Below are 25564 nucleotides of genomic sequence, written 5' to 3'. Positions count from 1 at the left end.
CATTGAGCTCGTAGTCGTAAACCGTCAGGCTCGAGGCAGTCGCGAGATATTCGCCCCGTTCTTTATAGGATGAACTGAATTCATCAAGCCTTAACCCCTTTGTCGGAAATCTGCAGGTCAAGGGAGGGCTCGAGAATGCTCGATCATCACGGCGGACGAGCGGGCCGCTCTGCACAAGGTGGCACGGCCCAGCGCTTTCTCGCGAAGGCACGCGACCACCGCACCGCTGGCCGTCATGATCGGGCGCGCGACAACCTTAGCCGTGTGCTCGGTGCCGAACCGAACCACCCTGAGGCGCATTACGAGCTCGGTCAGCTCCTGGCCGCTAGCGCGCCTGAGAAAGCTGTCGCGCATTTTATTACCGCACTGAGAGGCGCCCCCGAGAAGCCGGCTTATTGGCTGGCTTTGGCCTCGGCGCTGCTCGCTGGCGAGCGGTTGCCCGATGCGCGTGCGATCCTGGAAAAGTATAAATTTCAAAGCTTCGGCACCGAGTCGCTAGCGCTCACAAAAGCGTTCGTCGCGCGCACCGTCACTGCCGCCCAATCCCGCTACGATCTTGGCAAATTCCAGGAGGCGGATGAGCTGATTAACCTCGTTATCCTTCTCGATGAGCATCACGCTTACGCGACTTACCTTGCTGGGGCAGTCGCCGCCCGGACGAACCGATCCGAATTGGCCTTCGACTTGATCAGCATCGCGATCTACCGCGAACCGACGAACGCTTTATTTTTTAGTGGACTGAGTTCCGTTCTCACCAACCGTGGCGATCATGACGGCGCCATCTCAGCGCTGGAGAAAGCACTCGATCTCGATCCGGACCTGGCGATGGCACACGCCAACATCGCGGGCGTATACCAACGTCGATTCCGATATGGCGAGGCCCTGCGGCACGCTGAGCGGGCGATCATCCTGGAGCCCGGAAATGCCGGCGCGCACAGCAACCGCGGCAGCGCTCTGCTGGCGCTCGGGCGCCTCGGCGAGGCGGTCGAAGCCTTCGACCGGGCGCTCGCGCTCGATCCCTCCAAGTTGTTCGTCGCCTCCAACCGCCTTTTCGCCAAGCTGTATTCCGCCGATGTGCCGGCCGAGGAATACGCCGCGGACGCGCGGGCATTCGGCCAGCGCTTTGCAGATCCGCTCTTGCGAAACCGGCCGTTCGCCAATGATCGCGACCCAGAGCGTCCCCTACGCGTTGGCTTCGTCTCGGGTGACTTCTGCAACCATGCCGTGGTCCGCTTTTTTGAGCCGTACCTGCGTGCAGTCGACCGCGGGAGCTTCACGGCTTTCGCGTACATGACGCACGCGAGCGAGGACGCCGTTTCTGAACGACTGCGCCCGCTGTTTGATCGTTGGCATAACATCGCGGGGCTCGACGACGACGAGGCCGCCGACCAGATCGAACGCGACGCGGTCGACATCCTCATCGACCTGTCCGGACACAGCGCCGGCAACCGCTTGCTGGTGTTCGCGCGCAAGCCCGCGCCCGTTCAGGTCAGCTGGATCGGGCATCCCGCGACCACTGGGCTGACGGCGATCGATTATCGGTTGTCTGACTCACTCATCGATCCGATCGGGTCAGCCGAGGCCCTGCACACGGAGAAACTTTGGCGGTTGCCGAAGGTTTGGGTGACCTACGGGAGTCCCGATAATCTGCCGCCGGTGCGGGAGCGGGCGCCCTGTGAGGATACTGGCTACGTCACGTTTGGGTGCTTCAACCGCCTGACCAAGATTAGCGATGAGGCGTTGCAAACTTGGGCACGGATCATGGCGGCGGTGCCAGATGCTCGCCTGTTCATGGTGGTGGGAGACATCGCAGATCCAGACGTCCGCAGAGCTGTCGAGGAACGCCTTGACGCAGTCGGGATGCCGCTCGATCGAATAATTTTTCAGCCGCGCGTCAATAGTGACTATTATGAACTTTACCATCGAGTTGACATCGCCCTGGACCCATATCCCTACAACGGCGGCACGACCAGCTACGACACGCTGTCCATGGGCGTGCCGTTTGTGACGTTGCGCGGCGGCCATGCTGTGGCACGCCACGGCGTCTTAGTGCTCACGTCGGTCGGACTTCCGGAGTTAATCGCTGACAGCCCGGACGCTTATGTGGCGATCGCTCGAGATCTCGCCTGCGACCGCGTACGCCTCCGCGCGACCCGGAATTGTCTACGCGAGCGTATGCAAGCCAGTCCACTAATGGATCACCGCGGCTTCACCGATGATGTCGGCGCAGCTTTCAGGGGCATGTGGCAGCGTTGGCTTACGTCCAGTGCACCTCAGCTGTGATATTTGCTATTCGTAGGCGTAAAAACTCTTCCGCGATATCTCCTTGAACACAGCGATATAGACGCGTAGCCAGTACGACTGTTTCTTACTGATCTGTAAGCACCACAGCGCTGCTATAGTTTTGCGCTGACGTTGCTGGCATCTCGGGTCGCAGCTTGCGTCGAGCCTCCACAGGCCGACGGTGTCACTCGAGTTCCCGCTCGATGCAGCATGTTCCCGCATGTTGCGTGAGATTTCGGATTTCTGCTTCAGGCGTTGTGATGAATCACGATACACGGCATTAACCGTCGGGGCGCGCCCGTGCGCCAGGCCGATGGAAATTCCGTGAGCAGTCTGAAATTCGGAACCAGTGGCCTGCGGGGTCTCGTGACCGATCTCGTCGGTTGGCCGAGCTACGCGTACGCAAGCGCGTTCTTCCGATCTGTCTCGTCAAACGGGGACCGCCGCCAGGTCGTGATCGGGCGCGACCTGCGCGACAGCAGCCCGGGCATCGCCGAAACGGTGGCGAGCGCTGCGGCCGCGGCCGGGTTCGAGGCGATCGATTGCGGTGCCCTCCCGACTCCGGCCCTCGCCCTCGAGGCGATGCGGCGGGGGGCCTATGCCGTCATGGTCACGGGGAGCCACATCCCCGAGGACCGCAACGGTCTGAAATTTTATCGGCCCGACGGCGAAATCACCAAAGAAGATGAGGTCGCCATCCTGGCCGCCCTGGGGGACGTCACGGCGGCGGGCCAAAGGCCGACTTCCGTCCCCGCCACCCCGGAACCTGACGCGGTCGAGCGCTACCGCCGGCGCTACAGTGACGCCTTCGCGCCCGATATCCTGAATGGCGTACGCGTGGCGGTCTATCAGCAGAGCTCGGTCGCGCGCGACCTGCTGACCGAGTTGCTCACGAGCTTCGGGGCGAACGTTACGCCGATCGGTCGATCGGACACCTTCGTGCCGATCGACACCGAGGCACATCGGCCCGAGGATATCGCCTTCATCCGCGAGGTCATGGCGTCCGGTGTCTTCGACGCGCTCGTGACGACGGATGGTGACGCCGACCGGCCCCTGGTGGCCGATGGCGCCGGGCGGATCGTGCGCGGGGACGTACTCGGGCTGATCACCGCCCGCTACCTCGGCGCTGATACGGTCGTGGTGCCGGTGACCGCCGGTTCGGCGCTGGAGCAGTCCGGTGGCTTCGGCCGGGTCGTGCGCACCAAGGTCGGCTCGCCCTTCGTCATCGCCGGGATGGAGCAGGCGAAGGGCGCCGGGGCGCAGGCCGTCATGGGTTTCGAGGCGAATGGCGGCTTTCTGCTTGGATCGGATGTCACCCTTGGGGGTAAGGTTCTGCCCGCTCTACCGACGCGGGACGCGATGCTGCCGATCCTGGCCGCACTCGCGGCAGCGCGCGCGGCCGGTATGTCGCTGGCCGATCTCGTTACCTCGCTCGATGCGGGGGAGATGGCGAGCGACCGGCTTCCCAACACGCCCTCGGAGCGAAGCGGCCCCTTTCTCGGACGGCTCCGCGAGGCGGCTTTCCGCGGTGAATTCCTCCGGCCGATCGGTTCGCCGCACGCGGTCGATGAGCAGGACGGGATCCGGATCGGCCTGGACGGCGGCCGGTCGATTCATTTCCGGGCCTCGGGCAACGCTCCGGAACTGCGATGCTATGCGGAGGCCAAGACGGCGCGGGACGCTCAAGACCTCGTCCGTTGGGGGCTGACGGCAGCGGAGGCCGCCATGACGAATCAGGCCGGACGATCATGACGGTCGAGACAATCTGATTCCGCTCCGGGCTCCAAAGGCTGCCGTATGACGAAGACCCCCGTCCACGACATCGAGACCCACTACATTCGCCGGATCCAGCAGCAGCAGATCGAGCTGGCGCTCATCAAGGTCGAGCGCGACACGGCGGTGCGGGACCGCGATCTGGCGCGGGCGCATTCCGAGGCCATGGCCAAACTGATCGATGCCGTTCTGGCGAGCCTCCGGCCCTACGGGTTCAGCCGCAAGCGATTCGTGTTCGCCATTCGCAAGGCGGCGCGCGCCATCCCGGACCGCGAGCCCGATTCACTCCAGCACGCCGTCCTGTTCGACGGCTCGAACCGGATCCTGGGAGGCCGGGCTTCCGGCAGCCTCCGCCCCTGAGCGCGCACCATCCGCGCGCATCCCCGTATCGATCGATCGCAGTCAGAAGGTGGAACACTGAGCCATGGATGTCGAGCTCCTGACGGTGTTCAACGCCTTGATCAATCTGAGGAATAACCTGGAAGAGGAGCCCCATCTCCTCAGCTCCGAGATCGCGTTCCTGGCCTTCGCCACGAAGATGGCCCCGTACTCCAATGCCCAGCTGCTGCAGGACCTGTGGGTCCTGTACGAGCTGAAGGAGAAGCGAAACGGCTATTTCGTCGAGTTCGGCGCCTGCGACGGCATCAGCCTCAGCAACACGCTCCTGCTCGAGAAGACCTTCAGCTGGCAGGGCGCCCTGGCGGAGCCGGCCCGGGCCTGGCACGCGGCGCTCTACAACAACCGGAACTGCTACATCACCGACAAATGCGTCTACAAGACCGACGGGGTTGAGGTCCTGTTCAACGAGGTCGATATTGGCGAGCTGTCGGGCATGAACGACTTGGTGGAAGGCGATTTCCACGCCCGGTTCCGCCAGGAGGGCCTGCAATACCCGGTGCAGACGATCTCGCTGGAGCGCTTCCTCGCGGAGGCCCACGCCCCCAAGCGGATCGACTATATGAGCATCGACGTGGAAGGCGGCGAGTTCGACGTGCTGCAAAGCTTTGATTTCACGCGCCACGACATCGCCCTGATCAGCGTCGAGCACAACTTTTCGGACAGCCGCGAGAAGATCCACACGCTGCTGACCGGCCTCGGCTACCGCCGCCGGTTCCGACAACTGTCTCTGTTCGACGATTGGTACGTGCGTCCCGATCTCGTCGCCGCGCACGCCTGACGGAGCCCCTGTCGTGTCCGCGCAGACTGCGATCGAAATCCTCGATTCGATGTTCGACCTGTTCAAGCAGATGGGCAGCGGCATATCGCTCGACCTGCAATGGCTCGAGATCTCGCGGCGCCTCCAGCAGGTCCGTACGGAAGCCGTTTGGTCGGCAGACCTCGATTTCGTCGCCGTGCAGCTGAAGGCGCACGCCGCCCATTATGCGGCGACCTATCAGCCCCATCTGGGCTCGGAATGGATCAGAGTAGCGAACGCCGAGAAACTTGATCGCGTCGTTGAGCAATACTCAATCCTGCGCGCGCACTTAGAACAACAACGCGGCGGGATGTAATCGCAACTACGGATTTATGGTTGGCAATGTGAGAATAACGAGTTTTTTGGTAAGCGAGGCCATATTGCTTCGCGTGCCCTATTGCCCGCGCTCAACTCGCTGTTCACCTATGGAGCGGTAGCTGGGCCCAACGTCGAATGGCCGGTTGCATAGGTAGCCGCACCAGTCGATGGCTGTGCACGGAATTGAGACGCTCAGGTGTGGTTTCAGGGTGATCACAACGGGGGGACCGCTATCGCGATGCCACGGCTGCGAGATCGGCGTCCGGCAGGAGGGCGATGGAATGCACTAACCTGGCTCCCCTTATGTGCTTGTGCCGACAATCCCAGCATTCCGCGAGCAGTAGCACTTCGTTCCAATTGCGAAGCTCATTGAGACCGCATCATCCCGATGGTCACGCGGCGATCGCGGGCGCGAAGTTGGTAGGTGCACTATCGATCTTGCTTATCCAACCGCTCGCCTGTGTCCCTGCGAACGACCCCACCACCGATCAGCCGCTTGAACGGGCTGGCCTTGCCGCCCGGAAGTGAGCGGCGATGCGCATCCGTGATACCTGCGTGCCGGTCGCGCACTCGGCGTACCCTAGCGATCACTCCGACGTCGACCACCGTCTTGGCCGCATGACAGGGCCTGCATAGCACCTGACAATTTTCGAGCGACGCATCCTCCGTCAATGCTGCTGGCACGATGTGGTCGTAGTGGAACCGCCCGACTTGCAGAGTGCACGGGCAGTGGCTGCCGTCGGTCAGCACACCCTCGCACCGCCCCTCCGCTCTGGCGAGGGCCGCGCGCAGCACCGCTTTGCTGAATTCCCGGCGGGGCATCACACCCCTCCCGCGCCGGCGGTCGCGATTGGTCCACCCAGGTCTGCCGCGATCGCCGCGCGTTCAGGTCCGGTCTCGGCCAGCCGGTAGGCGTGCAGCTCACACGCCCCGCGTGTCGCGCAGGCGGCGAGCCACCCGAGAAAGCCCGGGTCGCCGCCTTGGCAGACGCGGACAGCGGCAATCGAGGCCTGTCCCTGCTCGCTGCGGCGCACTGCCAAGACGACCGCAGGATCTTCAGCGACGAGATCAACGGTGTCGAGCGGCTGGATCACGACAACGTAGCGTCGGCCCGACAGCCCCCGCCAAGCGCTCATGGCGAGGACGGGCGCCCGACGGAGACCGGCGCTCGTGCGTAAGCGCTCCTCGCGAATTGCCGAGCGTGCAGCTCGGTCGGACTTTAGCTCGCGCAGTGCGGCTGCCCAGGAAATGCTGCGGTTCGACATCGCCGCCCTCACGCCGAGACGGGGGAGGGCGGTGCCAAGCGGCTGTCAGTGACCCGGCAGCCCCGCAATCTTCGCGCTGGGCGACCGAGCGGTGATGCGAGTAGGGGACAGGGAATATTGGGTATCTGCATGGCACGCATCGAGCTCGCGACGGGATCGGCCCCGCCACTGCCCCGACCCCGCACGCGGCCGAATAGGCCTGCAGGGTAATGCCATCCTTTGAATGTCTCGGTCCGCTCGTGAGCCGCGTACCTCAGTTGGCCGGAATGATGGCGCTTATAGTCGGTCGCCATTGTGCCGTTGAGCTACAGGGTGCCATACCGGTCGTCAGTCTCCTGGCATGGAGCAGCGATGAACGGCGGGCCCAGTCTCAGCCTCAGATCTGATTATGGCGAAGGTTTCAGCGATGTCCGATAGCGCTGCAGCATTGGTTATCCGCACCCTTAGCAAGCAGACGGAAATGCATGCAAAGCTAAGCTTGTTCATGACTTTCCTCATTCAGCGCCGTAGAGGCGGCTGCTTCGTGGCACGATGAGTAACGCTCCAATCGGTCGCGCAGTCCAGTCGAATATGGCCACCGCCATAAGGAATATTCCGGCGGCAATCTGATCGAACTTATCGGACCAAAAATACTCCGCACTCAGATCACACATCCTCACACCGACACCGCTTGCCCAGTCCAAACGACCACCGGCAACCGATCAAGCCCGATCCGCTTCAATCGAGCCAGGGCGGGGCGCGAGGGCTACAAGCCACGGAAGGGGCACAACCATCCTTTCTCTGTCAGCCGCCTGCACTCTTGAACGCCAGGCACAGAAGTCGCCGGCTGACTCTCCGACCGTCGCCCATCTGAGTGGCCCGAAGTATAGCAGGGTAAGACGTGCGGGGAGAAAGTGTTCAAGATAGTCACGCTATGTGACGACGGCATGCGGAAAGCCCGGCAAACCGTACGCGGTGCGTGCAAATGATTACTAGAACGAAAGAGCCGTCTCAGCGTGCGAGGGGTGGGCCATTGAGTTCATGATCTAAAGGATGGATCGGCTCGGGACTCAGCGTCGGACCTACAAGGTCTGCGTTCCCCGTAAGACGGCGCCCCCATTCGGCGAGACCATCTACACGACTGGCCTTTAGCCATGGTTGCTGCGGCTTACCCTGCGAACAACCATCGTCGGAGGGCACATGCCGAAGCACATCACCGTCGCGATCCCTCACGATTTCGGCGCCGCGGACGTAATCCGTCGGCTGGACCAACAAATTGAATGGGCGCTGCAGTGGTTAGAGAGGGAGAACATCTCCGTCACGATGACAGCGTGAGCGGAGGGCCAGCGGGCATTCTCGGCACGTGCTCTTGGACAGGCCGTCAATGGTAATATCGTCGTGGCGGACGACAGATTATGGCTCAAAGCGACGAAGCCCTGGACCATCGGCGTGTTTACACCAGCGATTGCGGCAGCGGCCAAGCATTATGCGGCAAGGCCGCTCGCTCCGATCGATGGTGATTAAAATTGAACCGCCTCGATTTTGTCAGCTCATCATTGCCCGACGAAGGAACATCGCGGCAGCAAACAGGACTGCAGATCCTGCGGCGACCAAGCTGATCATCAGAGCACGCCGGGGCTCCGTGGCAGAATCTGCCTTTATCGGTGCTGTGATCATATTAAAAAACTGAGGCTGCCGAGCGACCAGGATGCGTGCCCGGTCATTCGCCTTCCGAACTTCTTCAGCGTACTTGATCGCCCCCTTCCGTTCGTGTTCGAGAGCCTCGAACCGCGTCAGCGCGCTGGCGAGCTGACGTTTCTGGTTTGGATCCTGACCCGTGGCTTGCCGTTGGATCCGAGCGATGTTGTCGTCGAGATCCCTGATCTGCTGCTTGATATCGATGATCCGGCGGGATTCGGGGCCGAGATCCCGCTGGCCGATCGAGAGCTGAACGGCTAAGTTGATGCGGGCGCCCCGCAGCTCTGAGACGAGCTTCAGGTTGGCCTCGTTCGATTTTTCAGCGTCGAGCAGGCCCTCGCGATTACGCAGATCCGTCTGGGCGACTTCAAGCTTGGCGACGCGATCCTGAGCGATCTTCAGCTCGCGCGTGCTCTCGACCAAGGCATCCTCACGCGCCGGCATGCTGAGGTTGCCCAGCATCTGCTCGGCGTCGTTCAGGATCGCTTGCGTGATCGCCAGCGACTCGTCCGGATCGAAGGCCTCCACCGTCAGCCCCATGATGCCCGAGGCCGACTCGACATCGATGGACACCCGCCGCTTCCAGTAGCGAAGGGCTTTCTCGATCGGCTTCTCGGGATCGAGGCGGGACGCGAAATCGACGCTGTCGCGACCGAACCACTCGCGGATCGGCAGTTGCGCCTCGATCGCCTCCAGCATCGGCCGACTCAGAACGTATTCCTGGGTGATCAGCGTATCTTGCGCGATCGTCGAACTTACGACACCCGCGCTGGTGCCCACCGCATCGGGGGCCGCCTTATCGGCCGTGCCGAGCGAGGGGCGGATGGCGAACTTTACCTCGGTCACGTACCGATCCGAGGCGATGAGCCCATAGTACAGAGCGCCCGCCAGCGTCGGCACCACGAAGCAGAGAGCGAACAGGATCAGGATCCAGGGATCGCTTTTGACGTGGCTCTGGTAGGACGTGACACCCTTCTTGCGGTCCCGAAAGCTGGGAACGTTTGGCAACTGACGCAGGACCTTGGCGATCGCCTTCTGATTCTGGGAGGAGACGGGCTGTCCGCCGACCTTCCGAGCTTCCATATTCATGGACCAGTCCTTGGCGCTGACGGACCGCAAGGTTTCGAGACTGAGCCGGATCCCGGCGGCCTCTGTGCGGCTGCGTGCGCGTGCACTCACATCAGCTCGCGGCGAAAGCATGTCGGGTCAGGCTGCAGGTATGCCGCTCCAACCGCGAGCGAAAAGACGACGCCGCTTTGGAGTTGCCCCTGTTTGTGGTCCACTTCGACAGCCGAGCCGTTGCGGCCCCGTTGACTGGATCCGGCCAGCGGCTATCGAAGCCTCAAGACACAGAGAGTCCGCACTCGAACGTGGACCCTGAGGAAACGCCGGGCCCGCGTGCCCACACCAGGAGGGCCGCCCATGTCGTCGCCATTCCACCTGTCCCGTCGCCGGTTCCTGTCCGCGGGCTCGACGGCGCTCCTCGCCGGGCCGGTGGCCATGCCGCACGTGGCCCGGGCGCAGCGGGCCGACTTCACCTACAAATACGCCAACAACCTGCCCGACACGCACCCGATGAACATCCGCGCCCGCGAGATGGCGGAGGCTTTGCGCGTCGAGAGCGGGGGCCGGTTCGACCTGAAGATCTTCCCCACGAGCCAGCTCGGCTCGGACACCGACACGCTGAGCCAGTTGCGCTCGGGCAGTGTCGAGTTCTTCACGATGTCGCCGCTGATCCTCTCGACGCTGGTGCCCAACGCCTCGATCAACGGCATCGGCTACGCCTTCCCGGATTACGACGCGGTCTGGCCGGCCATGGACGGGGAGTTGGGGGCCTGGGTCCGCCAGCAGATCGCCAAGGCCAATCTCGTCGCCATGGAAAAGATTTGGGACAACGGCTACCGCCAGACCACCTCCTCGACGCGGCCGATCGCCAACCCGGACGACTTCAAGGGCTTCCGGATCCGCGTGCCGGTCTCGCCGCTCTGGACCTCGATGTTCCGGGCGTTCGACGCGTCGCCCGCCTCGATCAACCTGAACGAGACCTACTCCGCGCTCCAGACCAAGATCGTCGAGGGCCAGGAGAACCCGCTGGCGGTGATCGCGACGACGAAGTTCTACGAGGTGCAGAAATACTGCTCGCTCACCAACCACATGTGGGACGGCTACTGGTTCCTGGCGAACCGCCGCGCCTGGGAGCGCATCCCCGAGGACCTGCGCACGATGGTCGCCCGCCACATCAACGAGGCCGGGATGAAGGAGCGGGCCGACGTCGCCAAGCTCAATGCCAGCCTCCGGGACGACCTGACCAAGAACGGCCTCGTGTTCAACAAGCCCGATCCGGAGCCGTTTCGCGAGAAGCTGCGCAAGGCCGGCTTCTACGCCGAATGGAAGGGCCGCTACGGCGAGGAGGGCTGGTCCCTCCTGGAGAAGGCCTGCGGGAAGCTCGCATGAGCGGCCCGACGGGGCCGGCGCCGCGCGGCGGCGTCGCGCCCTGTTCGCGGCGGGTGATGAACCTCGCCCATTTCCTGCGCCGGAACGACCGCCGCTGGCCGGACGCGATCGGCCTCGCCTGGGGTGATCGGAGCTGGAGCTGGGGCGCCCTCAATGCCCGGGTCGACGCCATGGCGGCGGCGCTGGCGGCCCGGGGCGTCGCCAAGGGCGACCGCGTGCTGGTCCAGGCCCGCAACGGCAACCCGCTGTTCGAATCGATGTTCGTCTGCTTCCGGCTCGGCGCCGTCTGGGTGCCGACGAACTTTCGGCAGACGCCCGCGGAGGTCGCCTATCTCGCCAGCGCCAGCGGCGCCTCGGCGCTGATCTGCGGCACGGAGTTCCCCGACCACGCCGCCGCGATCCGCGCGGCCGCGCCCGACCTGAGCCTCGTGGTCGAGATCGGCGGCTCCGCCTTCGGGCTGGATTACGACGCTTTGGTCGCCGCGCACGCGGGGGCGGCGGCCCCGACCGCCGATGTCGAGCACGACGACCCGTGCTGGTTCTTCTTCACCTCGGGCACCACCGGACGGCCGAAGGCGGCGGTGCTCACCCACGGCCAGATGGCCTTCGTGATCACCAACCACCTCTGCGACCTGATGCCGGGCACCAATGAGGCCGACGCCTCCCTGGTCGTCGCGCCGCTCTCGCACGGGGCCGGCATCCATCAGCTCGCGCAGGTCGCGGCCGGCGCCAAGACGGTGCTCACCGGCGGCGCGCGCCTGGACCCTGAGGAGGTCTGGTCCCTGGTCGAGCGCTGGCGCATCACCAACCTGTTCACGGTGCCGACCATCGTGAAGCTCCTCACCGAGCACCCGGCGGTCGCGGCGCACGATCACACCAGCCTGCGCCACGTGATCTATGCCGGCGCGCCGATGTACCGGGAGGACCAGAAGCGGGCGCTGCAAGCGCTCGGGCCGGTGCTGGTCCAGTATTTCGGGCTCGGCGAGGTGACCGGCAACATCACCGTGCTGCCGCCCCGCCTGCATGCCGCCGAGGACGGGCCGGGGGTGAAGGTCGGCACCTGCGGCTTCGAGCGCACCGGCATGCAGGTGCAGATCCAGGACGGGGCAGGGCGGGACTTGCCGGCGGGCGAGACCGGCGAGATCTGCGTCTGCGGCCCGGCGGTGTTCGCGGGCTACTACGACAACCCGGAGGCGAATGCGGCGGCCTTTCGCGACGGGTGGTTCCGCACCGGCGATCTCGGCCATCTCGATCCGGAAGGGTTCTTGTTCATCACCGGCCGCGCCTCCGACATGTACATCTCGGGCGGGTCGAACGTGTATCCGCGCGAGACCGAGGAGAAGCTCCTGAAGCATCCGGCCATCGCCGAGGCGGCGATCCTGGGGGTGCCCGACCCCGCCTGGGGCGAGGTCGGCGTGGCGGTCTGCGTCGCCCGTCCCGGCGCCGAGATCGGCGAGGCCGCGCTGATCGCGTGGCTCTCCGGCGAGGTCGCCCGCTACAAGCTGCCGAAGCGGGTGTTTTTCTGGGACGCCTTGCCGAAATCCGGCTACGGCAAGATCACCAAGCGGGCGATCCGCGAGGAACTCGAGGATCGCGGCTGCCTGCCCCTCGACGCAGGCCCTTCCGCCAAGCGGTGACAGTCCGGATGGCAGCATTCGCTGCACTGCACCGGCCGGATACAGCTCCCCGATCAATCCGGTGAAGATTCCGTGTCCGCTGCATGCTTTCCCTGCATGGCAGTCCGCTTGAGAACCCCCTGACGCGCAATCCCGGGCGGGCGCATATTGCACCGCAGCAACCGGGCGCATGGGCCCGGTCCTCGTTCGGGATCAGGCACGATGGCGACCCTCGCGTATCTCGTTGGCTTTCGCGCTGAGCGTTCGCTCCTCGGTCAGGTCGCGGACCGCCTCGAAAGCGCGCTGAAGCGCGTCGCCAACGGTCGCTATGCCGAGCAGCGCGCGCGCATCGCGCGCACCGGCAGCGCCGGAATGATCTGACGGGCCGTCAGCCTCAACCCAAGCGCGCCCGCGCGGCCTCCACCGCCGCTTCGGCGGTGATGCCGAAGTGGCGGAACAGGGCTTCGGGGGCGCCGGAAGAGCCGAAGCCGGTCATGCCGACAAAACCGCCCTCATCGCCGATCCAGCGATCCCAGCCGAAGCGCAGGGCGGCCTCCACGGCGACCCGGACCGTGTCCCGCGGGATGACCTGCCGGCGATAGGCCTCGTCCTGCGCCGCGAACGCCTCCCAGGACGGCATCGAGACAACCGCGGTCGGCACGCCCTCCGCCTGGAGCATGTCGCGGGCGGCGAGCGCCAGGGCCACCTCCGAGCCGGTGCCGATCAGCGTGACCCGCCGCGTCCCCTCGGCTTCCGCCAGCACATAGGCGCCCCGGGCGCTGCGATTCTCGGGGCCGCCCGACTGGCGCAGGGCCGGGAGCGGTTGTCGGGAGCAGATCAGCGAGGTCGGCCCGTGCCGGTTGGCCAGAGCCATCTCCCAGCATTCCGCCGTCTCGACCGCGTCCGCGGGGCGCAACACCAGCATGTTCGGGATCGCCCGGAGCGAGGCGAGGTACTCCACCGGCTGGTGGGTCGGGCCGTTGCGGCCGATGGCGATCGAATCGTGGCTGTAGACCGTGATGACCGGCAGGTTCATCAGCGCCGCCATCCGCAGCGACGGGCGCATGTAATCCGAGAAGACCAGGTAGGTGGCGCCCACCGGCACTAATCCGCGATGGGCCGCGATGCCGTTCATCATCGAGCCCATCGCGTGCTCGCGGATGCCGTAATGCAGGTAGCGGCCGGAGCGGTCCTGCGCCGTGAAGGCGTGAAGTTCGCCCTTGTGGCGGGTCGGCCCTTCGAGGTCCGGGGCGCCCGAGAACAGCTCGGGGATCGCCTCCGACAGGGCGCCGACGATCTCGGCGGAGACCTCGATGCTCGGGCGCGCCGCACCGGCGGCGGCGAAGCGGTCGCGCTGGGTGCGGAGCGTGTCGCGCCAGGTCTCCGGCAGGCGGCCGGCGCTGACCCGGTCGAATTCCGCCCGGACCGGGGCGGGCAGGGCCTCGCGCCGGGCCTGCCAGGCCGCGTAGGCCGCACGGTTGCGCTCGGCCACGCCCGTGCGCCACGCCGCAGCGACGTCGTCCGGCACCGTGAAGGCCGGATGGTCCCAGCCCTTCGCGGCCCGGGCCTCGGCGACGTCGGTCGCGAACACCCGCCCGCCATGGGCGCCGCGCTGGCCCTCCAGCCGCGGCAGGCCGCGGCCGATCACCGTCCGGCAGGCGATCAGGGTCGGGCGCGGATCGGCCTGGGCCAGAAGGATTGCCGCGGAGACGGAGTCGACGTCGTGGCCGTCCGCGTCGATAACCTGCCAGTCGGCGGCGCGGAAGCGGGCGCGCACATCCTCCGAGATCGAGAGATCCGTGGCGCCGTCGTCGGTGATCCGGTTGTCGTCCCACAGGAAGGTCAGCTTCGACAGGCGCAGATGGCCGGCGAGCGAGATTACCTCGTGGGCGAGGCCCTCCTGCAGGCAGCCGTCGCCGACCAAAGCGTAGGTGCGGTGATCGACGAGCCCGGGACCGAACGTGGCGGCGAGCTTGGCCTCGGCCACGGCCATGCCGACGGCGTTGGCGATGCCTTGCCCGAGGGGTCCGGTGGTCGCCTCGATGCCGAGCTCGGGGGCGATCTCCGGATGGCCGTGGGTGTGGGAGCCGAGTTCGCGGAAGCGCCGGATCTGCTCCATCGGCAAGCCGGCATAGCCCGCGAGGTGGAGCGCCGAATAAAGCAGCATCGAGCCGTGCCCGTTCGAGAGCACGAAGCGGTCGCGGTCCGGCCATTCCGGATCGGCCGGATTGCACGTCAGATGGCGGGTGAACAGGGCCACCGCGATCTCGGCGCAGCCGAGCGGCGCGCCGGGATGTCCGTCGCCCGCCCGCTCGATCGCGTCGAGGGAGAGGAAGCGGATCGCGTCGGCCATCCGGGCGGTGAGCGTCGACGAGTCGGTCTCTGGCATGGCGGGGGCTCGAAGTTCAGGCATGCGTCAGGGTTTCCAAAGGGCTCAGCCCTTTGGCGGGGTATCGGGGCGGAGCCCCGATGAACCAGGGCTTCGCCCTGGACCCACGAAAGGTCTCGGACCTTTCGAATCCGGGATTTTCAGAGGAACCCGATCGAGAACCAGGGGACCAGGATGATGACGACGAGGCCGACGAGCAGGGCCAGGATGTAGCCGACGATCGGGCGCATGCCCGCGTCCGGGTGGATCCGGCTGATCGCGCAGGCGGCGTAGTAGCCGACCCCGAAGGGCGGGGCGAACAACCCGATGCCCATCGCGAGGATCACCACCATCGCGTAGTGGACCTCGTGGACGCCGACCTGCCGGGCGATCGGGAACAGCAGCGGGCCGAACAGCACGATCGCCGGGATGCCCTCCAGCACCGAGCCGAGGATGATGAAGGCGCCGGCCGACACGAACAGGAAGCCGACAGGACCGCCGGGCAGACTCTTCATCGCCACCGCGAGCGTCTGCGAGAAGCCCGACTGGGTCAGCGCCCAGGCCATGCCGGTGGCCGCGCCGATGATCAGCAGGATCGCCCCCGACAGGGTCGCGGTCATCACCAGCATCGGGTAGAGCCGCCGCCAGTCGAACTGGCGGTAGATCAGGAGCCCCGCCAGCACCGCGTAGACGATGCCGATGGTCGAGACCTCGGTGGCGGTGGCGATGCCCTCGACCACCGCGAAGCGGATCACGAAGGGCAGCGCCAGGGCCGGCACCGCCACAACGAGAGCGCGGCCGATCACGCTCCGCGACGGCCGGGCGACGTGGCTCAGATCCTCCCGGCGGTAGCGCCACCAGACCAGGGCGCAGAGCGTCACGGCCAGGACGAGGCCCGGCAGCAGGCCGCCGGTGAACAGGGCCGTGATCGACACGCCCGTGACCGAGCCGATGGTGATCAGCACGATCGAGGGCGGGATCGTCTCGGTCTGGGCGCCGGTGGTAGCCAAAAGCGCCACGAGGTCGCCCTCCTTGGCGCCCCGGGCCTTCATCTCGGGAAACAGTACGGGGGCGACCGCGGCCATGTCGGCGGCCTTCGAGCCGGAGATGCCCGAGACGAGGTACATCGCGCCGACCAGCACGTAGTGCAGGCCGCCGCGGACATGGCCCAAGAGCGAGGCCAGGAACCCGACCATGGCCCGGGCCATGCCGGTCATCTCGATCAGCAGGCCGAGGAACACGAACAGCGGCACCGCGAGCAGGATCAGGTGGCTCATGCCCTCGTCCATGCGCCCGACCACCACCATCGACGGCGCGCCGGTGGTGAGGGTGATGTAGGCGTAGGTGGACAGTCCGAACGCGAAGGCGATCGGCACGCCGGAGAAGACCAGGGCGCCGACGCCGAGGACGAAGAACAGCAACAGGTTGAGGTTGCCGAGCCCCGCGAGCCAGGGCTGAAGGGCGATGAGCCCGGCGGCGATGCCGCCGCCCAGGGCCAGCGCCCCGACGGTGAGGCGCCAGTCGGCGGTCTCCAAGAGGCGGATCACCGCGACCAGCAGCATGAGGCCGAAGCCGATCGGCAGGGCGGCCGCCCGCCAGGCGTTGTTGAGTTCCAGCGCGGGGGTCTGGACGAAGGTCTCCTCGCTGGCGAATTCGAAGGCCGGCTCCAGGACCAGCGCCACGAAGATCAGGCCGGCCACCAGGGCGACCGTTTCCAGGAAGGCGCGCATGCGCGGGCCGCACATCGCCACGATGGCGGTCATGCGCATGTGCTCGGCGCGGCGGAAGGCGACCACGGCGCCCAGCATGGCGAGCCACAGGAACAGGATCGCGGCCAGCTCGTCCGACCAGACCAGCGGCTCGCGAAAGACGTAGCGGCTGACCACGCCGCCGAACAGCACGGCGATCTCGGCCAGCACCAGCAGGGCCGCCGGGATTTCCACGAGGTAGCCCAGGGCCACGTCCAGCTTGCGCAGCCAGGTTCGGGCGCGGAGCGGCGGCCCCGCCAGCTCAAGCCCGGCCGCGCTCTCGACGGCCGCGATATCGATCTGCATGCCAGTCGTCCTTCAGGTGAGCTTGCCGGAGACGTCTTCGAGATGCGCCCAGGCCGCATCGCCGTACTTGGCCTTCCAGTCCCGGTAGAAGCTGGTCCGGCCGAGCGCCTCGCGGAAGCGCGCGCGGTCGACATCGACGAAGGTGATGCCCTTGGCGGCGAGGCTCTCGCGCAGGGACAGGCTGAGCTTGGCGACATCGGCGCGCTGGTCGGTGCCGGACCGGTCGAGCTCGCGCGAGACCGTCTGGCGCAGGTCCTCCGGCAGGCGCTGCCAGGCTTTCTTGTTGCCGAGGATCCAGTAGCCGTCCCAGACATGCCCGGTCAGGCTGCAGGATTTCTGCACCTCGTAGAGCCGGGCCGTGGCGGTGATGGCGAGCGGGTTCTCCTGGCCCTCGACCACCTTGGTCTGGAGCGAGGAATACAGCTCGTTGAAATTGATCGGCGCCGCCCCGGCATCGAGCGCCTTGAACAGCGAGGTCAGCATCGGCGCCGGCGGCACGCGGATCTTGAAGCCCTTCAGGTCCTCGGGCGTCCGGATCTCGCGGGTCGAGGAGGTGATCTGCCGGAAGCCGTTGTCCCAGACCTTCGAGACGGTGAGGATCGGCGTCTTGGCGATCTCGGCCCGGACGTAGGTGCCGAGCCCCCCATCCATCGCCGACCAGACCGCGTCGTAATCCTTGAACGCGAAGCCGGTGTTCGGCAGGCTCGCGGCCGGCACGAAGGTGGCGAGGATCGAGGTGGCGAGGTTGAAGAACTCGACGCTGCCGTTGCGCACCTGCGCCAGCAGGTCGGTGTCGGAGCCGAGCTGGTTGGCCGGGAACAGCTTGATCTCCAGGCGGCCGCCGGTCGCCTCGCGGATCCGGTCGAGGGCCTCCTGCGCCCGGACGTTGACCGGGTGGGTCGGGTCCTGGCCGGTGGCGAGCTTGTAGGAGAACTCGGCGGCCTGCCCGCGTCGGGTGAGGATGCCGAAGACCGGCACGGCGGTCGCGCCCACGAGCAGGCTGCGGCGGCTGAAACGCGTGTCGCGCATGATTTCACTCCCTGGGTCGTTCCGAGCCGCCCGATCCCCGCCGTTATCCGGTCATGTGGATCGTGCGTCTTTTGATCTTCGGCCCCGGATACGGGTCCCGGTACCGTTCTTCGTGCGTCTCACGCGCCGCTTCTTCTCCGGCGCGGATCATCCGGGCTCCGGGGCGCGCGGACAAGCCGCGCCGGCCCGCAAGCCCCTACATTTACGTGCCGTTGAGCGCGCGATAGGCGCGCACAACCTGGCTGTCGTCGGCGCCGCCGTCGCCCCGGCCCGAGGTCGAGACGAACAGCTGATGGGCCAGCGCCGCGAGCGGCAGGGCCGCGCCGGCGCTGCGGCCGGCCTCCAGCACGATGCCGAGATCCTTGACGAAGATGTCGACCGCGCTGGTCACCTCCGGCTCCGGCTCCAGCATGCGGGGCCCGCGGTCGCGCAGCATCCAGCTCGAGGCCGAGGAGCCCGAGAGGATCTCCAGCACCACCGCGAGATCGACCCCGACCCGGCCGGCCAGCGCCATCGCCTCGGCAGCAGCCGCGATATGGACGCCGCACAGGAGCTGGTTCACCGCCTTGACGGTGGCGCCCTGGCCCGGCCGCTCGCCGACCGGGAAGATCCGGTCGCCCAGCGCGTCGAGGATCGGGCGGATCGCCGCCAGCGTCTCGGCCGGGGCCGCGGCCATGATCGTGAGCTTGGCGGCCTTCGCCCCGACGACACCCCCCGAGACCGGGGCATCCACGAACCGGCGGCCGGTGGCCGAGACGCGTGCCGCGATGGCCTCCACCGCCCCCGGCGGACAGGTCGCCATCAGCACCACGATCCCGTCCGGGGCGAGGGCGTCGAGGGCGCCGTGCGCGAACAGCACCTCCTCGGCCTGGGCGGCGTTGACCACCATCAGCAGGAGCGCGTCGGCGCCGTCTGCTGCCTGCGCCAGGGTCTCGGCCGGCGCTCCGCCTGCGGCCACCAGGGCCGCGCGGCTCTCCGCCCGGATGTCGTAGCCGCGCACCGAAAATCCCGCGGCGACGAGGTGGCCCGCCATCGGCAGGCCCATGGCGCCGAGGCCGACGAAGGCGAGGCGGCTCACAGCCATCCGCGGATGCTCCGCGCCATGGCGGCGGTCGAGATCCCGTAGCGATCGTGGAGGGTCGGCAGGGCGCCGGCGTCGAGGAACTGATCCGGCAGGCCGATCTGGCGGAAGCCGCGCTCCGGCATCGTGCCGTTGCGCATCAGCACGCCCGCCACCGCCTCGCCGAGGCCGCCGATCACCGTGTGGTTCTCGGCCACCACCACGAGCCGGCCGCCGCGCCCGGCTTCGTGCAGGATCGTCGCCTCGTCCAGCGGCTTGATCGTCGGCACGTGCAGGACCGCCACGTCGATCCGGTCATCGCGCAGGGCGTCGGCCACCTCCAGCGCCCGCATGGTCATCAGCCCGGAGGAGATCACGAGCACGTCGCGTCCGTCGCGGATCGTCTTGGCCTTGCCGAGCTCGAACGTGTAGCCGTACTCGTCGAGCACCAGAGGAACGTTGCCGCGCAGGAGCCGCAGGTAGACCGGCCCCTTATGGGCGGCCATCGCCGGCACGACCTGCTCGATCTCGTGGGCATCGCACGGGTCGATGATCGTGAGGTTGGGCATGCCGCGGAAGATCGCGAGGTCTTCCGTCGCCTGGTGGCTCGGGCCGTAGCCGGTGGTCAGGCCGGGCAGGGCGCAGGCGATCTTGACGTCGAGATTCTCCTCCGCGATCGCCAGGCAGATGAAGTCGTAGGCCCGGCGCGCCGCGAACACCGCGTAGGTGGTGGCGAACGGCGTGAAGCCTTCGCGGGCGAGGCCCGCCGCCGCGCTCATCAAGAGCTGTTCGGCCATCCCCATCTGGTAGAAGCGCTCGGGATGGGCCTGCGCGAAGATGTGCAGGTCGGTGTATTTCGACAGGTCCGCCGACAGGCCGACGATGTCGGGCCGCGTCTTGGCGAGTTCGACCAGGGCATGGCCGAAGGGCGCGGCCTTGGTGCGCTGCCCGGGGGCGGCGAGCGAGGCGATCATCGCCGAGGTCTTGAGGCTGCCGCCTTCCCGCGGAGCAGGCTTCTCGTATTTCGAGCGTCTCACCGCACCCTCCCTTCGTCCAGGATCGCCAGCGCCCGCTGCCATTCGTCCGGCTCGACGCGCAGGAAGTGGTTGCGCTCGCGCGCCTCCAGGAACGGCACGCCCTTGGCCATGCGCGTGTCGCAGATGATGATCCGGGGCTGCGGCCCCGGATGGTTCCGGGCGGCGTCGAAGGCCGCCACCAGCGCGTCGATGTCGTTGCCGTCGACCCGCTGCACGAACCAGTTGAACGCCTCGAATTTCGGGGCGAGCGGCTCGAAGTTGAGCACCCCCGTGGAGGCGCCGTCGGCCTGCATGCCGTTCACGTCGACGAGGCCGATCAGGTTGTCGAGCTTGAACGAGCCCGCCGACATGGCGGCTTCCCAGGTCGAGCCCTCGTCGAGCTCGCCGTCGGAGAACAGGTTGTAGACGAAGTTTTTCGAACCCTTCCGCTTGAGGCCCAGCGCCATGCCGACCGCGATCCCGAGCCCGTGGCCGAGCGAGCCGCCGGTGATCTCCATGCCGGGCGTGTAGGCAGCCATGCCGGACATCGGCAGGCGGCTGTCGTCGCCGCCATAGCTGGTCAGCTCGTCCTCCGGGATGATCTCCGCCTCGATCAGCGCGGCGTAGAGGGCGATGGCGTAGTGGCCGATCGACAGCAGGAACCGGTCGCGGCCCTCCCATTCGGGATCCTCGGGCCGGTAGGTCATGGCGTGGAAGTAGCTCACCGCCAGCACGTCGCTGATGCCCAGCGCCTGGGCGATGTAGCCCTGGCCCTGGACCTCGCCCATGCGCAGGGCATGGCGGCGGATGTGGTAGGCGCGCTCGCTGAGCGGGACGTTGGACCCCGCGCGGGGCCGTTCGGTCGGCAGCCTCTCGGTCGACATGGGCTTTCCCCCTCAGTGGATCAGCATGCCGCCGTTCACGTCGATCACCGCACCGGTGATGTACGCGGACAGGTCGGAGGCCAGGAACAGGCAGGCATTGGCGACGTCGTCGGCGACCCCGAGGCGCCCCAGCGGGATGCCCTTGGCGATCTCGACCTTGAGCTCGGGGGTGAGCTTGCCGCCGGTGATGTCGGTCTGGATCAGGCCGGGCGTCACGGAATTCACCCGGATCCCGTCGGGGCCGAGTTCCCGGGCCATGGCCTTGGCGAGGCCGAGCACGCCGCCCTTGGCGGCGCTGTAATGCGGGCCGCCAAAGATGCCGCCGCCGCGCTGGGCGGAGACCGAGGACATGCACACGATCGCCCCCGAGTTCTGGCCGCGCATGCCCGGGATCACGGCCTGGCTCATGTAGAGGGTGCCGCGCAGGTTCACGTCGGTGACGGCGTCGTAATTCTCCGGCGCGATGTCCATGATCTTGAGCGGCTGGGTGATGCCGGCATTGTTGACCAGCACGTCGATGCGCCCGAGCCGGGCCACGACCTCCTCGGCGGCCCGGGAGCAGGCGGCCCGGTCGGTCACGTTGCAGGGAAGGCCGATATGGCCGGCGCCGATGTCGCGGGCGGCTGCCTCGGCCTGGCCGGCATCGAGGTCGAGTACGGCGATACGGGCGCCGTACTGGGCGAATAGGCGCGCCGTGGCCTTTCCGATGCCGCGGGCGGAGGCCGCCCCGGTGATCACGCAGACCCGATCGTTCAGAAGCATGGAAAAACCCTCCCGGCGTTCCGCGCTTGGGCGGACTCGAAGCCTGTCGTCGCGACGGAGGCTGAAGCCGGCCGGCGACCGCGATCCGGGGATCGGCGGCCTCACGGTGACGTTTCCTCGCGTCTTGTTCGTTGCGGCGACATTGACCCGGGGCGGCCCTCGCGACAAACGCGAATCCTGCACCCGCAGGTGAATGAGATTCACCTGCCCTCGCGTTTTAGGCGAGCTCGGCGTCCAGCTCGATCGCGAGTTCCCCGGCGAGCCAGCGGGCGAAGACCCGCAGCGGCGCCCGGCGGCGGGCATCGGCCGGGCAGACGAAATGGTGGCCGGTGTAGCGGATATCCTCCGCCCGCCCGGCGAGGGGCGCGACCAGGCGGCCGGCGGCGATCTCCCGCTCGGCGAGCCGGGTCGATTCGAGCGCCACGCCGAGCCCGTCCGCCGCCGCCGCCAGGGCCAAAAAGCTCCGGTCGAAGCGGATGGCGGCGGTGGGCGGCGGGGCGAGGCGGTTGCGCTCGAACCAATGGGTCCAGCGCACCTGCTTGTTGTCGCTCTGGATCAGGGTCTGCCCGAACAGGTCGGCGGGACCGGCGATCCGGGCGGCGCGTTCGGGATCGCAGAGCGGCGTCACCGTCTCGAGCCCGAGCGGCATGCGGACCAGCCCCTCGCCCCGGGGCGGGCCGTAGACGATGTCGGCGTCGAACTCGTCGGTGATGAAGCGGGCGTAATCCATGCCGGCAGCCAGCCGAACCTCGAAGCCTGGATGCTCGCGGAGAAAGCGCGCCAGCCGCGGCGCGAGCCACTGGGCAGCGAAGCTCGGCGCGCAGTGCAGCCGCAGCAATTGCGGGCCGCGATTGGCCACGAGGTCGAGGCCGCGGTTCAATTCGGCGAAGGCGCGGCCGACATGGTCGCACAACGCCTCGCCGGCCGGAGTCGGGGTGATGCCCTGCCCGCTCCGCTCGAACAGCGCGACGCCGAGGGCCTCCTCCATTTTGCGCACGGCGTGGCTGACCGCGCTCGGCGACAGGTTCAATTCGCCGGCCGCCGCCTTGAACGAGCGTCGCCGCGCGGCGGCTTCGAAGATCCGGACGGCGGACAGGGGAACGGGCGGACGCATTCGCGGCAGGATGGGCCCGCGCTAACCGTGCTGGCAATGGCCGCGCGGCAAATCCCGCAGACCGGCTTGCCTCAAGCCGCCAGGGCCGTGCTGCCGTCCCGGCCGTGGGCCTGATCCATGATCTCGCCGATCCGCTCGCCGACGGCGATGGCGATCTCCGCCGAGGCCGCGCCTTCCGAGCCCTGCCGGCAGATCCGGGTGAGGACGTCGGTCACGCGCTGTTCCATGACGGTGAGGATGGCCGCGGCGGCCGCGGGCTGCGCACCCCGGAGCACGGCCGCGAGGTCGCAATAGGCGTCCTGGAGGAGCCGCAGCGTCAGGCGCTCGACCGCCTGCTCGTCTTCCGCCTTCAAGGCACCCATGCCACGCCTCCCTCGGGTCGCTCGATACAAGGTGGAGAGGACACGTTAACGCCGCGTAAACCGAGCGCGCGCCGGGACGTCATCGGCTAACCATGCCGCATCCCGGCAACGCAAGATCAGCACCCGGAGCAGATGCCGCTCGCGGCGTTCCGGCCGCCCTTCAGCAGGCGGTCCATCGCCGCCTCGCGGTCGTAGGTCTGAGGCGCGGTATTGGCCGATACCGGACGGCCCGCCGCGGCGAGAACCGGCGGCTTCAGGAGCTCGCCGGGGCGCAGCGTCTCCCAGCTCATGCGGCTGCGCCGGGAGGTGTCCAGGGCCGCGTTCGGGTTCAGGCCGTGCGGCTCCACCGCCACCGGGACCGTCAGGGTCCCGGGAATGACGATGCGCGGCAGGGCGGCGACCGTCTCGGCGGGAGACTCCGGAACCGCCGAAACGGCAGCGCCGGATGCCGGCGTGCGCGGCAATGCGCTGTAGGCCGTCGGAACGTTCGGCAGACGCGAGCACGCCCCCGCCAGGAGCACCAAGCCTAGAGCCGCAATCCGCTTCACAGAGATCATGATCGCCCTGAAGAGACTCGGCCTTGCCGCAGGCCGCGAGCCCCGCTGCATTAACAACAAATTAGGGATTTGTCCAATCAACAGCCGCGAGAATGGCCGATAGACAAGACTTAGACACAAATTGATGACCGAAAATTCCCGATAATCTTGCGCTAATCAAATCCAGGTGCGCGAAGCATCGCCGGCGCGGCCCGTCCGAAACCGCGCCCGCGGCATACGTATTGAGTACCGAAGACCCAAGAAAACGGTTTGCGCGACCGCGCCCACCGGGCAACAGGAAGCTTGGCGGCTTCGGATGACCGCCGAGATGGGTCATGAAGCGCGTTCTACACTCCTTGGCGGCCACGCTTGCTGCATTCGCCATTGCTTTGCCGTCCATCAGCGCGGCCATTCCGGCGAGCCGGGCCACGGAACAGCCCAATCCGGGTCCCGACCGGAGCGCGCTCATTGCCGAGCGACAGCAGCGGACCTGGCAGCAGCTTTCCGGGTCGATCTGCACCGGCTGCATCACCGCGGCCAACCGCGTCGCGCCGGTCAACTACGACAAGCCGAGCCTGATCGCGCTGGCGCAACCGGCCCCGCGCGTGAAGATCGCCACGCCCCGCCCCCGGGCCAAGGTGCGGCTCGCCCAGCTGCGCAAGCGCTATGCCCGGCTCCAGCGGCGCGACCGCCGCAGGCTCGCCTTGCAGGCGCATCCCATCCGGCTGGCGAAGCGCCTGCCCCCGCGGAAGCTCGCGCAGCTCCACAGGGCGCCGGTCGCATGGCCGATCGGGTCGAGCCGCGTCGCGTACCGGCTGCCCGAACCGCCCGTCGAGCGCCCATGGGTACCGCAGGACGACGACCGTTGGCACGCGACGATCCTGCCGGCATCGTCGCTGCGCCCGCGGCGCTCCTGACACGCCGCAGGGCTGCGCCCCATCGGGCATCGGGGCCGACGCCCTAAAACGCCGCACGGCAGACGGGGAGGGGGATTGAACCCTGCCATCCGCATCACGTTGTGCCGGCGGAGCCCCCATGATCGTCATCCGCCCTCTCGCCGCCGGTTTTTTCGCCGTTGCGCTCAGCCTCGGCGCCGCGCACGCGCTCGAGCCCGATCCGACCGGCAGCATCGACCGGCCGGCCGCGGCCGAGCCGGTCCAGGGTGAAGCCGCCGGCGTCGATGGCAAGACAATCGCCGCGGTCACGCTTCCCGAGCAGAGTGTGACCACCACTGACCCGGCGCCAAGATCGTTGCCGCCGCTGAAGCCCCTGCCGAAATGGGATCCGCGCGTCTGCACCGGCTGTTAGGCCGCGCTCCGACGACGTGGACACCGGTTCGCCGCAAGCGAGCGCGGTCAGGCCAAGACCGCGATGCGCCGCCCTGATGCATCAAGTCGCTGCCCCTGGGCGGAACTGGTCGGGCGCCGAACGCTTCGACTCTATAACCCCATTGACTCTTTCAGAGCCTGACCATGCGCCCCCTTCTCCTTGCCGCCCTCTGCCTCTCGCCGATCGTCGCCACCCCCGTCCTGGCGCAAGTGCGGCAGAACAATCCCAACGCCGCGAACCAATCCATGGAATACAACAGCGAGATGCGTTCCCTGCGTCAGGAGCAGACGACGCAGGGCAACACGCTCCAGATGAACATCGAGCGGAACCAGGCCGCGACGCCCGCCCCGAATACCGGCCCGAATGCCATCGGCCCGATCGGCGGCGGCACTGGAGTCGGCGTCGGCCGCTGAGCGAGCGGTAGAGGCTCACCGCCCGGGTTGAGCCGGGGCCGTGAGCCTGGCAGGAC

Annotated in this window: 25 protein-coding genes; 12 read left to right on the top strand and 13 right to left on the bottom strand. The window is 67.3% G+C overall.

Going from position 1 to position 25564, the window contains the following annotated elements:
* The first annotated feature begins 135 nt into the window (after window positions 1-135).
* The 5 genes from MKK67_RS25715 to MKK67_RS25695 all read left to right on the top strand — a co-directional run bounded on the left by MKK67_RS25715 (window position 136) and on the right by MKK67_RS25695 (window position 5567).
* Window positions 136-2283 carry a tetratricopeptide repeat protein gene (locus tag MKK67_RS25715; protein ID WP_243970893.1) on the top strand — a complete coding sequence of 716 codons (2148 nt, stop codon included), beginning with the start codon at window positions 136-138 and terminating at the stop codon, window positions 2281-2283.
* A 324-nt stretch (window positions 2284-2607) separates the two neighbouring features.
* On the top strand, window positions 2608-4035 hold the full coding sequence (locus MKK67_RS25710; RefSeq protein ID WP_243970920.1) for a phosphomannomutase: 1428 nt from the start codon (window positions 2608-2610) through the stop codon (window positions 4033-4035).
* Window positions 4036-4080: 45 nt separating this feature from the next.
* Complete coding sequence (locus MKK67_RS25705; RefSeq protein ID WP_243970891.1) at window positions 4081-4416, top strand: hypothetical protein; 336 nt, start codon at window positions 4081-4083, stop codon at window positions 4414-4416.
* A gap of 64 nt (window positions 4417-4480) precedes the next feature.
* Window positions 4481-5233 carry an FkbM family methyltransferase gene (locus MKK67_RS25700; RefSeq protein WP_243970889.1) on the top strand — a complete coding sequence of 251 codons (753 nt, stop codon included), beginning with the start codon at window positions 4481-4483 and terminating at the stop codon, window positions 5231-5233.
* A gap of 13 nt (window positions 5234-5246) precedes the next feature.
* Complete coding sequence (locus tag MKK67_RS25695) at window positions 5247-5567, top strand: hypothetical protein (RefSeq protein WP_243970887.1); 321 nt, start codon at window positions 5247-5249, stop codon at window positions 5565-5567.
* A gap of 431 nt (window positions 5568-5998) precedes the next feature.
* On the opposite strand, the gene MKK67_RS25690 is transcribed toward MKK67_RS25695, so the two are convergent.
* Window positions 5999-6391: an HNH endonuclease signature motif containing protein gene (locus MKK67_RS25690; protein ID WP_243970884.1), complete on the bottom strand. Its 393-nt coding sequence runs from the start codon at window positions 6389-6391 to the stop codon at window positions 5999-6001.
* Window positions 6391-6834, bottom strand: coding sequence for a hypothetical protein (locus MKK67_RS25685; protein ID WP_243970882.1), 444 nt, complete (start codon window positions 6832-6834; stop codon window positions 6391-6393). The genes MKK67_RS25690 and MKK67_RS25685 overlap by 1 nt, the downstream gene beginning before the upstream one ends.
* A 1179-nt stretch (window positions 6835-8013) precedes the next feature.
* On the opposite strand from MKK67_RS25685, the gene MKK67_RS32710 reads away from it, so the two are divergent.
* Complete coding sequence (locus MKK67_RS32710; protein ID WP_279601823.1) at window positions 8014-8148, top strand: hypothetical protein; 135 nt, start codon at window positions 8014-8016, stop codon at window positions 8146-8148.
* A 210-nt stretch (window positions 8149-8358) separates the two neighbouring features.
* Here MKK67_RS32710 and MKK67_RS25680 read toward each other — a convergent pair whose 3' ends face one another.
* Entirely contained in the window at window positions 8359-9600 is a 1242-nt protein-coding gene (locus tag MKK67_RS25680) for a capsule biosynthesis protein (RefSeq protein WP_243970880.1), read from the bottom strand.
* 333 nt (window positions 9601-9933) lie between these two features.
* On the opposite strand from MKK67_RS25680, the gene MKK67_RS25675 reads away from it, so the two are divergent.
* The 3 genes from MKK67_RS25675 to MKK67_RS25665 all read left to right on the top strand — a co-directional run bounded on the left by MKK67_RS25675 (window position 9934) and on the right by MKK67_RS25665 (window position 12962).
* Window positions 9934-10965 (top strand): TRAP transporter substrate-binding protein, encoded by a 1032-nt coding sequence (locus tag MKK67_RS25675; protein WP_243970879.1) that lies wholly within the window; start codon window positions 9934-9936, stop codon window positions 10963-10965.
* A complete protein-coding gene (locus tag MKK67_RS25670; RefSeq protein ID WP_243970877.1) occupies window positions 10962-12602 on the top strand; it encodes an acyl-CoA synthetase in 1641 nt (546 codons plus the stop codon). The genes MKK67_RS25675 and MKK67_RS25670 overlap by 4 nt, the downstream gene beginning before the upstream one ends.
* A 201-nt stretch (window positions 12603-12803) precedes the next feature.
* Window positions 12804-12962, top strand: coding sequence for a hypothetical protein (locus tag MKK67_RS25665; RefSeq protein ID WP_243970875.1), 159 nt, complete (start codon window positions 12804-12806; stop codon window positions 12960-12962).
* A 13-nt stretch (window positions 12963-12975) separates the two neighbouring features.
* Here MKK67_RS25665 and tkt read toward each other — a convergent pair whose 3' ends face one another.
* The 10 genes from tkt to MKK67_RS25615 form a co-directional block, all read right to left on the bottom strand.
* Window positions 12976-14970 (bottom strand): transketolase, encoded by a 1995-nt coding sequence (tkt, locus tag MKK67_RS25660; protein WP_243970873.1) that lies wholly within the window; start codon window positions 14968-14970, stop codon window positions 12976-12978.
* Between the two features lie 140 nt (window positions 14971-15110).
* Complete coding sequence (locus MKK67_RS25655; protein WP_243970870.1) at window positions 15111-17003, bottom strand: TRAP transporter large permease subunit; 1893 nt, start codon at window positions 17001-17003, stop codon at window positions 15111-15113.
* 12 nt (window positions 17004-17015) lie between these two features.
* Complete coding sequence (locus tag MKK67_RS25650) at window positions 17016-18032, bottom strand: TRAP transporter substrate-binding protein (protein ID WP_243970868.1); 1017 nt, start codon at window positions 18030-18032, stop codon at window positions 17016-17018.
* A 202-nt stretch (window positions 18033-18234) separates the two neighbouring features.
* Entirely contained in the window at window positions 18235-19116 is an 882-nt protein-coding gene (locus MKK67_RS25645) for an NAD(P)-dependent oxidoreductase (RefSeq protein ID WP_243970866.1), read from the bottom strand.
* Window positions 19107-20129 (bottom strand): transketolase family protein, encoded by a 1023-nt coding sequence (locus tag MKK67_RS25640; protein ID WP_243970864.1) that lies wholly within the window; start codon window positions 20127-20129, stop codon window positions 19107-19109. Before MKK67_RS25640 ends, MKK67_RS25645 begins: the two co-directional genes overlap by 10 nt.
* Window positions 20126-20992: a transketolase gene (locus MKK67_RS25635; protein ID WP_243970862.1), complete on the bottom strand. Its 867-nt coding sequence runs from the start codon at window positions 20990-20992 to the stop codon at window positions 20126-20128. The genes MKK67_RS25640 and MKK67_RS25635 overlap by 4 nt, the downstream gene beginning before the upstream one ends.
* Window positions 20993-21004: 12 nt before the next feature.
* Window positions 21005-21754, bottom strand: a complete 750-nt coding sequence (locus MKK67_RS25630) for an SDR family NAD(P)-dependent oxidoreductase (RefSeq protein WP_243970860.1) — start codon at window positions 21752-21754, stop codon at window positions 21005-21007.
* A gap of 217 nt (window positions 21755-21971) precedes the next feature.
* Window positions 21972-22868, bottom strand: a complete 897-nt coding sequence (locus MKK67_RS25625; RefSeq protein ID WP_243970858.1) for a LysR substrate-binding domain-containing protein — start codon at window positions 22866-22868, stop codon at window positions 21972-21974.
* 71 nt (window positions 22869-22939) lie between these two features.
* Window positions 22940-23230: a hypothetical protein gene (locus tag MKK67_RS25620; RefSeq protein ID WP_243970856.1), complete on the bottom strand. Its 291-nt coding sequence runs from the start codon at window positions 23228-23230 to the stop codon at window positions 22940-22942.
* A gap of 116 nt (window positions 23231-23346) precedes the next feature.
* On the bottom strand, window positions 23347-23787 hold the full coding sequence (locus MKK67_RS25615) for a hypothetical protein (RefSeq protein ID WP_243970854.1): 441 nt from the start codon (window positions 23785-23787) through the stop codon (window positions 23347-23349).
* A 314-nt stretch (window positions 23788-24101) separates the two neighbouring features.
* Between MKK67_RS25615 and MKK67_RS25610 the strand changes: the two genes are divergently transcribed.
* The 3 genes from MKK67_RS25610 (at window position 24102) to MKK67_RS25600 (ending at window position 25508) form a co-directional block, all read left to right on the top strand.
* Window positions 24102-24683, top strand: coding sequence for a hypothetical protein (locus tag MKK67_RS25610; RefSeq protein ID WP_243970852.1), 582 nt, complete (start codon window positions 24102-24104; stop codon window positions 24681-24683).
* 118 nt (window positions 24684-24801) lie between these two features.
* Window positions 24802-25074 carry a hypothetical protein gene (locus tag MKK67_RS25605; RefSeq protein WP_243970850.1) on the top strand — a complete coding sequence of 91 codons (273 nt, stop codon included), beginning with the start codon at window positions 24802-24804 and terminating at the stop codon, window positions 25072-25074.
* A gap of 164 nt (window positions 25075-25238) precedes the next feature.
* The gene (locus MKK67_RS25600; protein ID WP_243970848.1) at window positions 25239-25508 is read left to right on the top strand and encodes a hypothetical protein; all 270 of its coding nucleotides are present in this window, start codon (window positions 25239-25241) and stop codon (window positions 25506-25508) included.
* The last annotated feature ends 56 nt before the right edge of the window (window positions 25509-25564 follow it).

The sequence above is a fragment of the Methylobacterium sp. J-072 genome, assembly GCF_022829425.1.
Taxonomy (GTDB): domain Bacteria; phylum Pseudomonadota; class Alphaproteobacteria; order Rhizobiales; family Beijerinckiaceae; genus Methylobacterium.
This window is presented reverse-complemented; position numbering and strand designations above follow the sequence as displayed.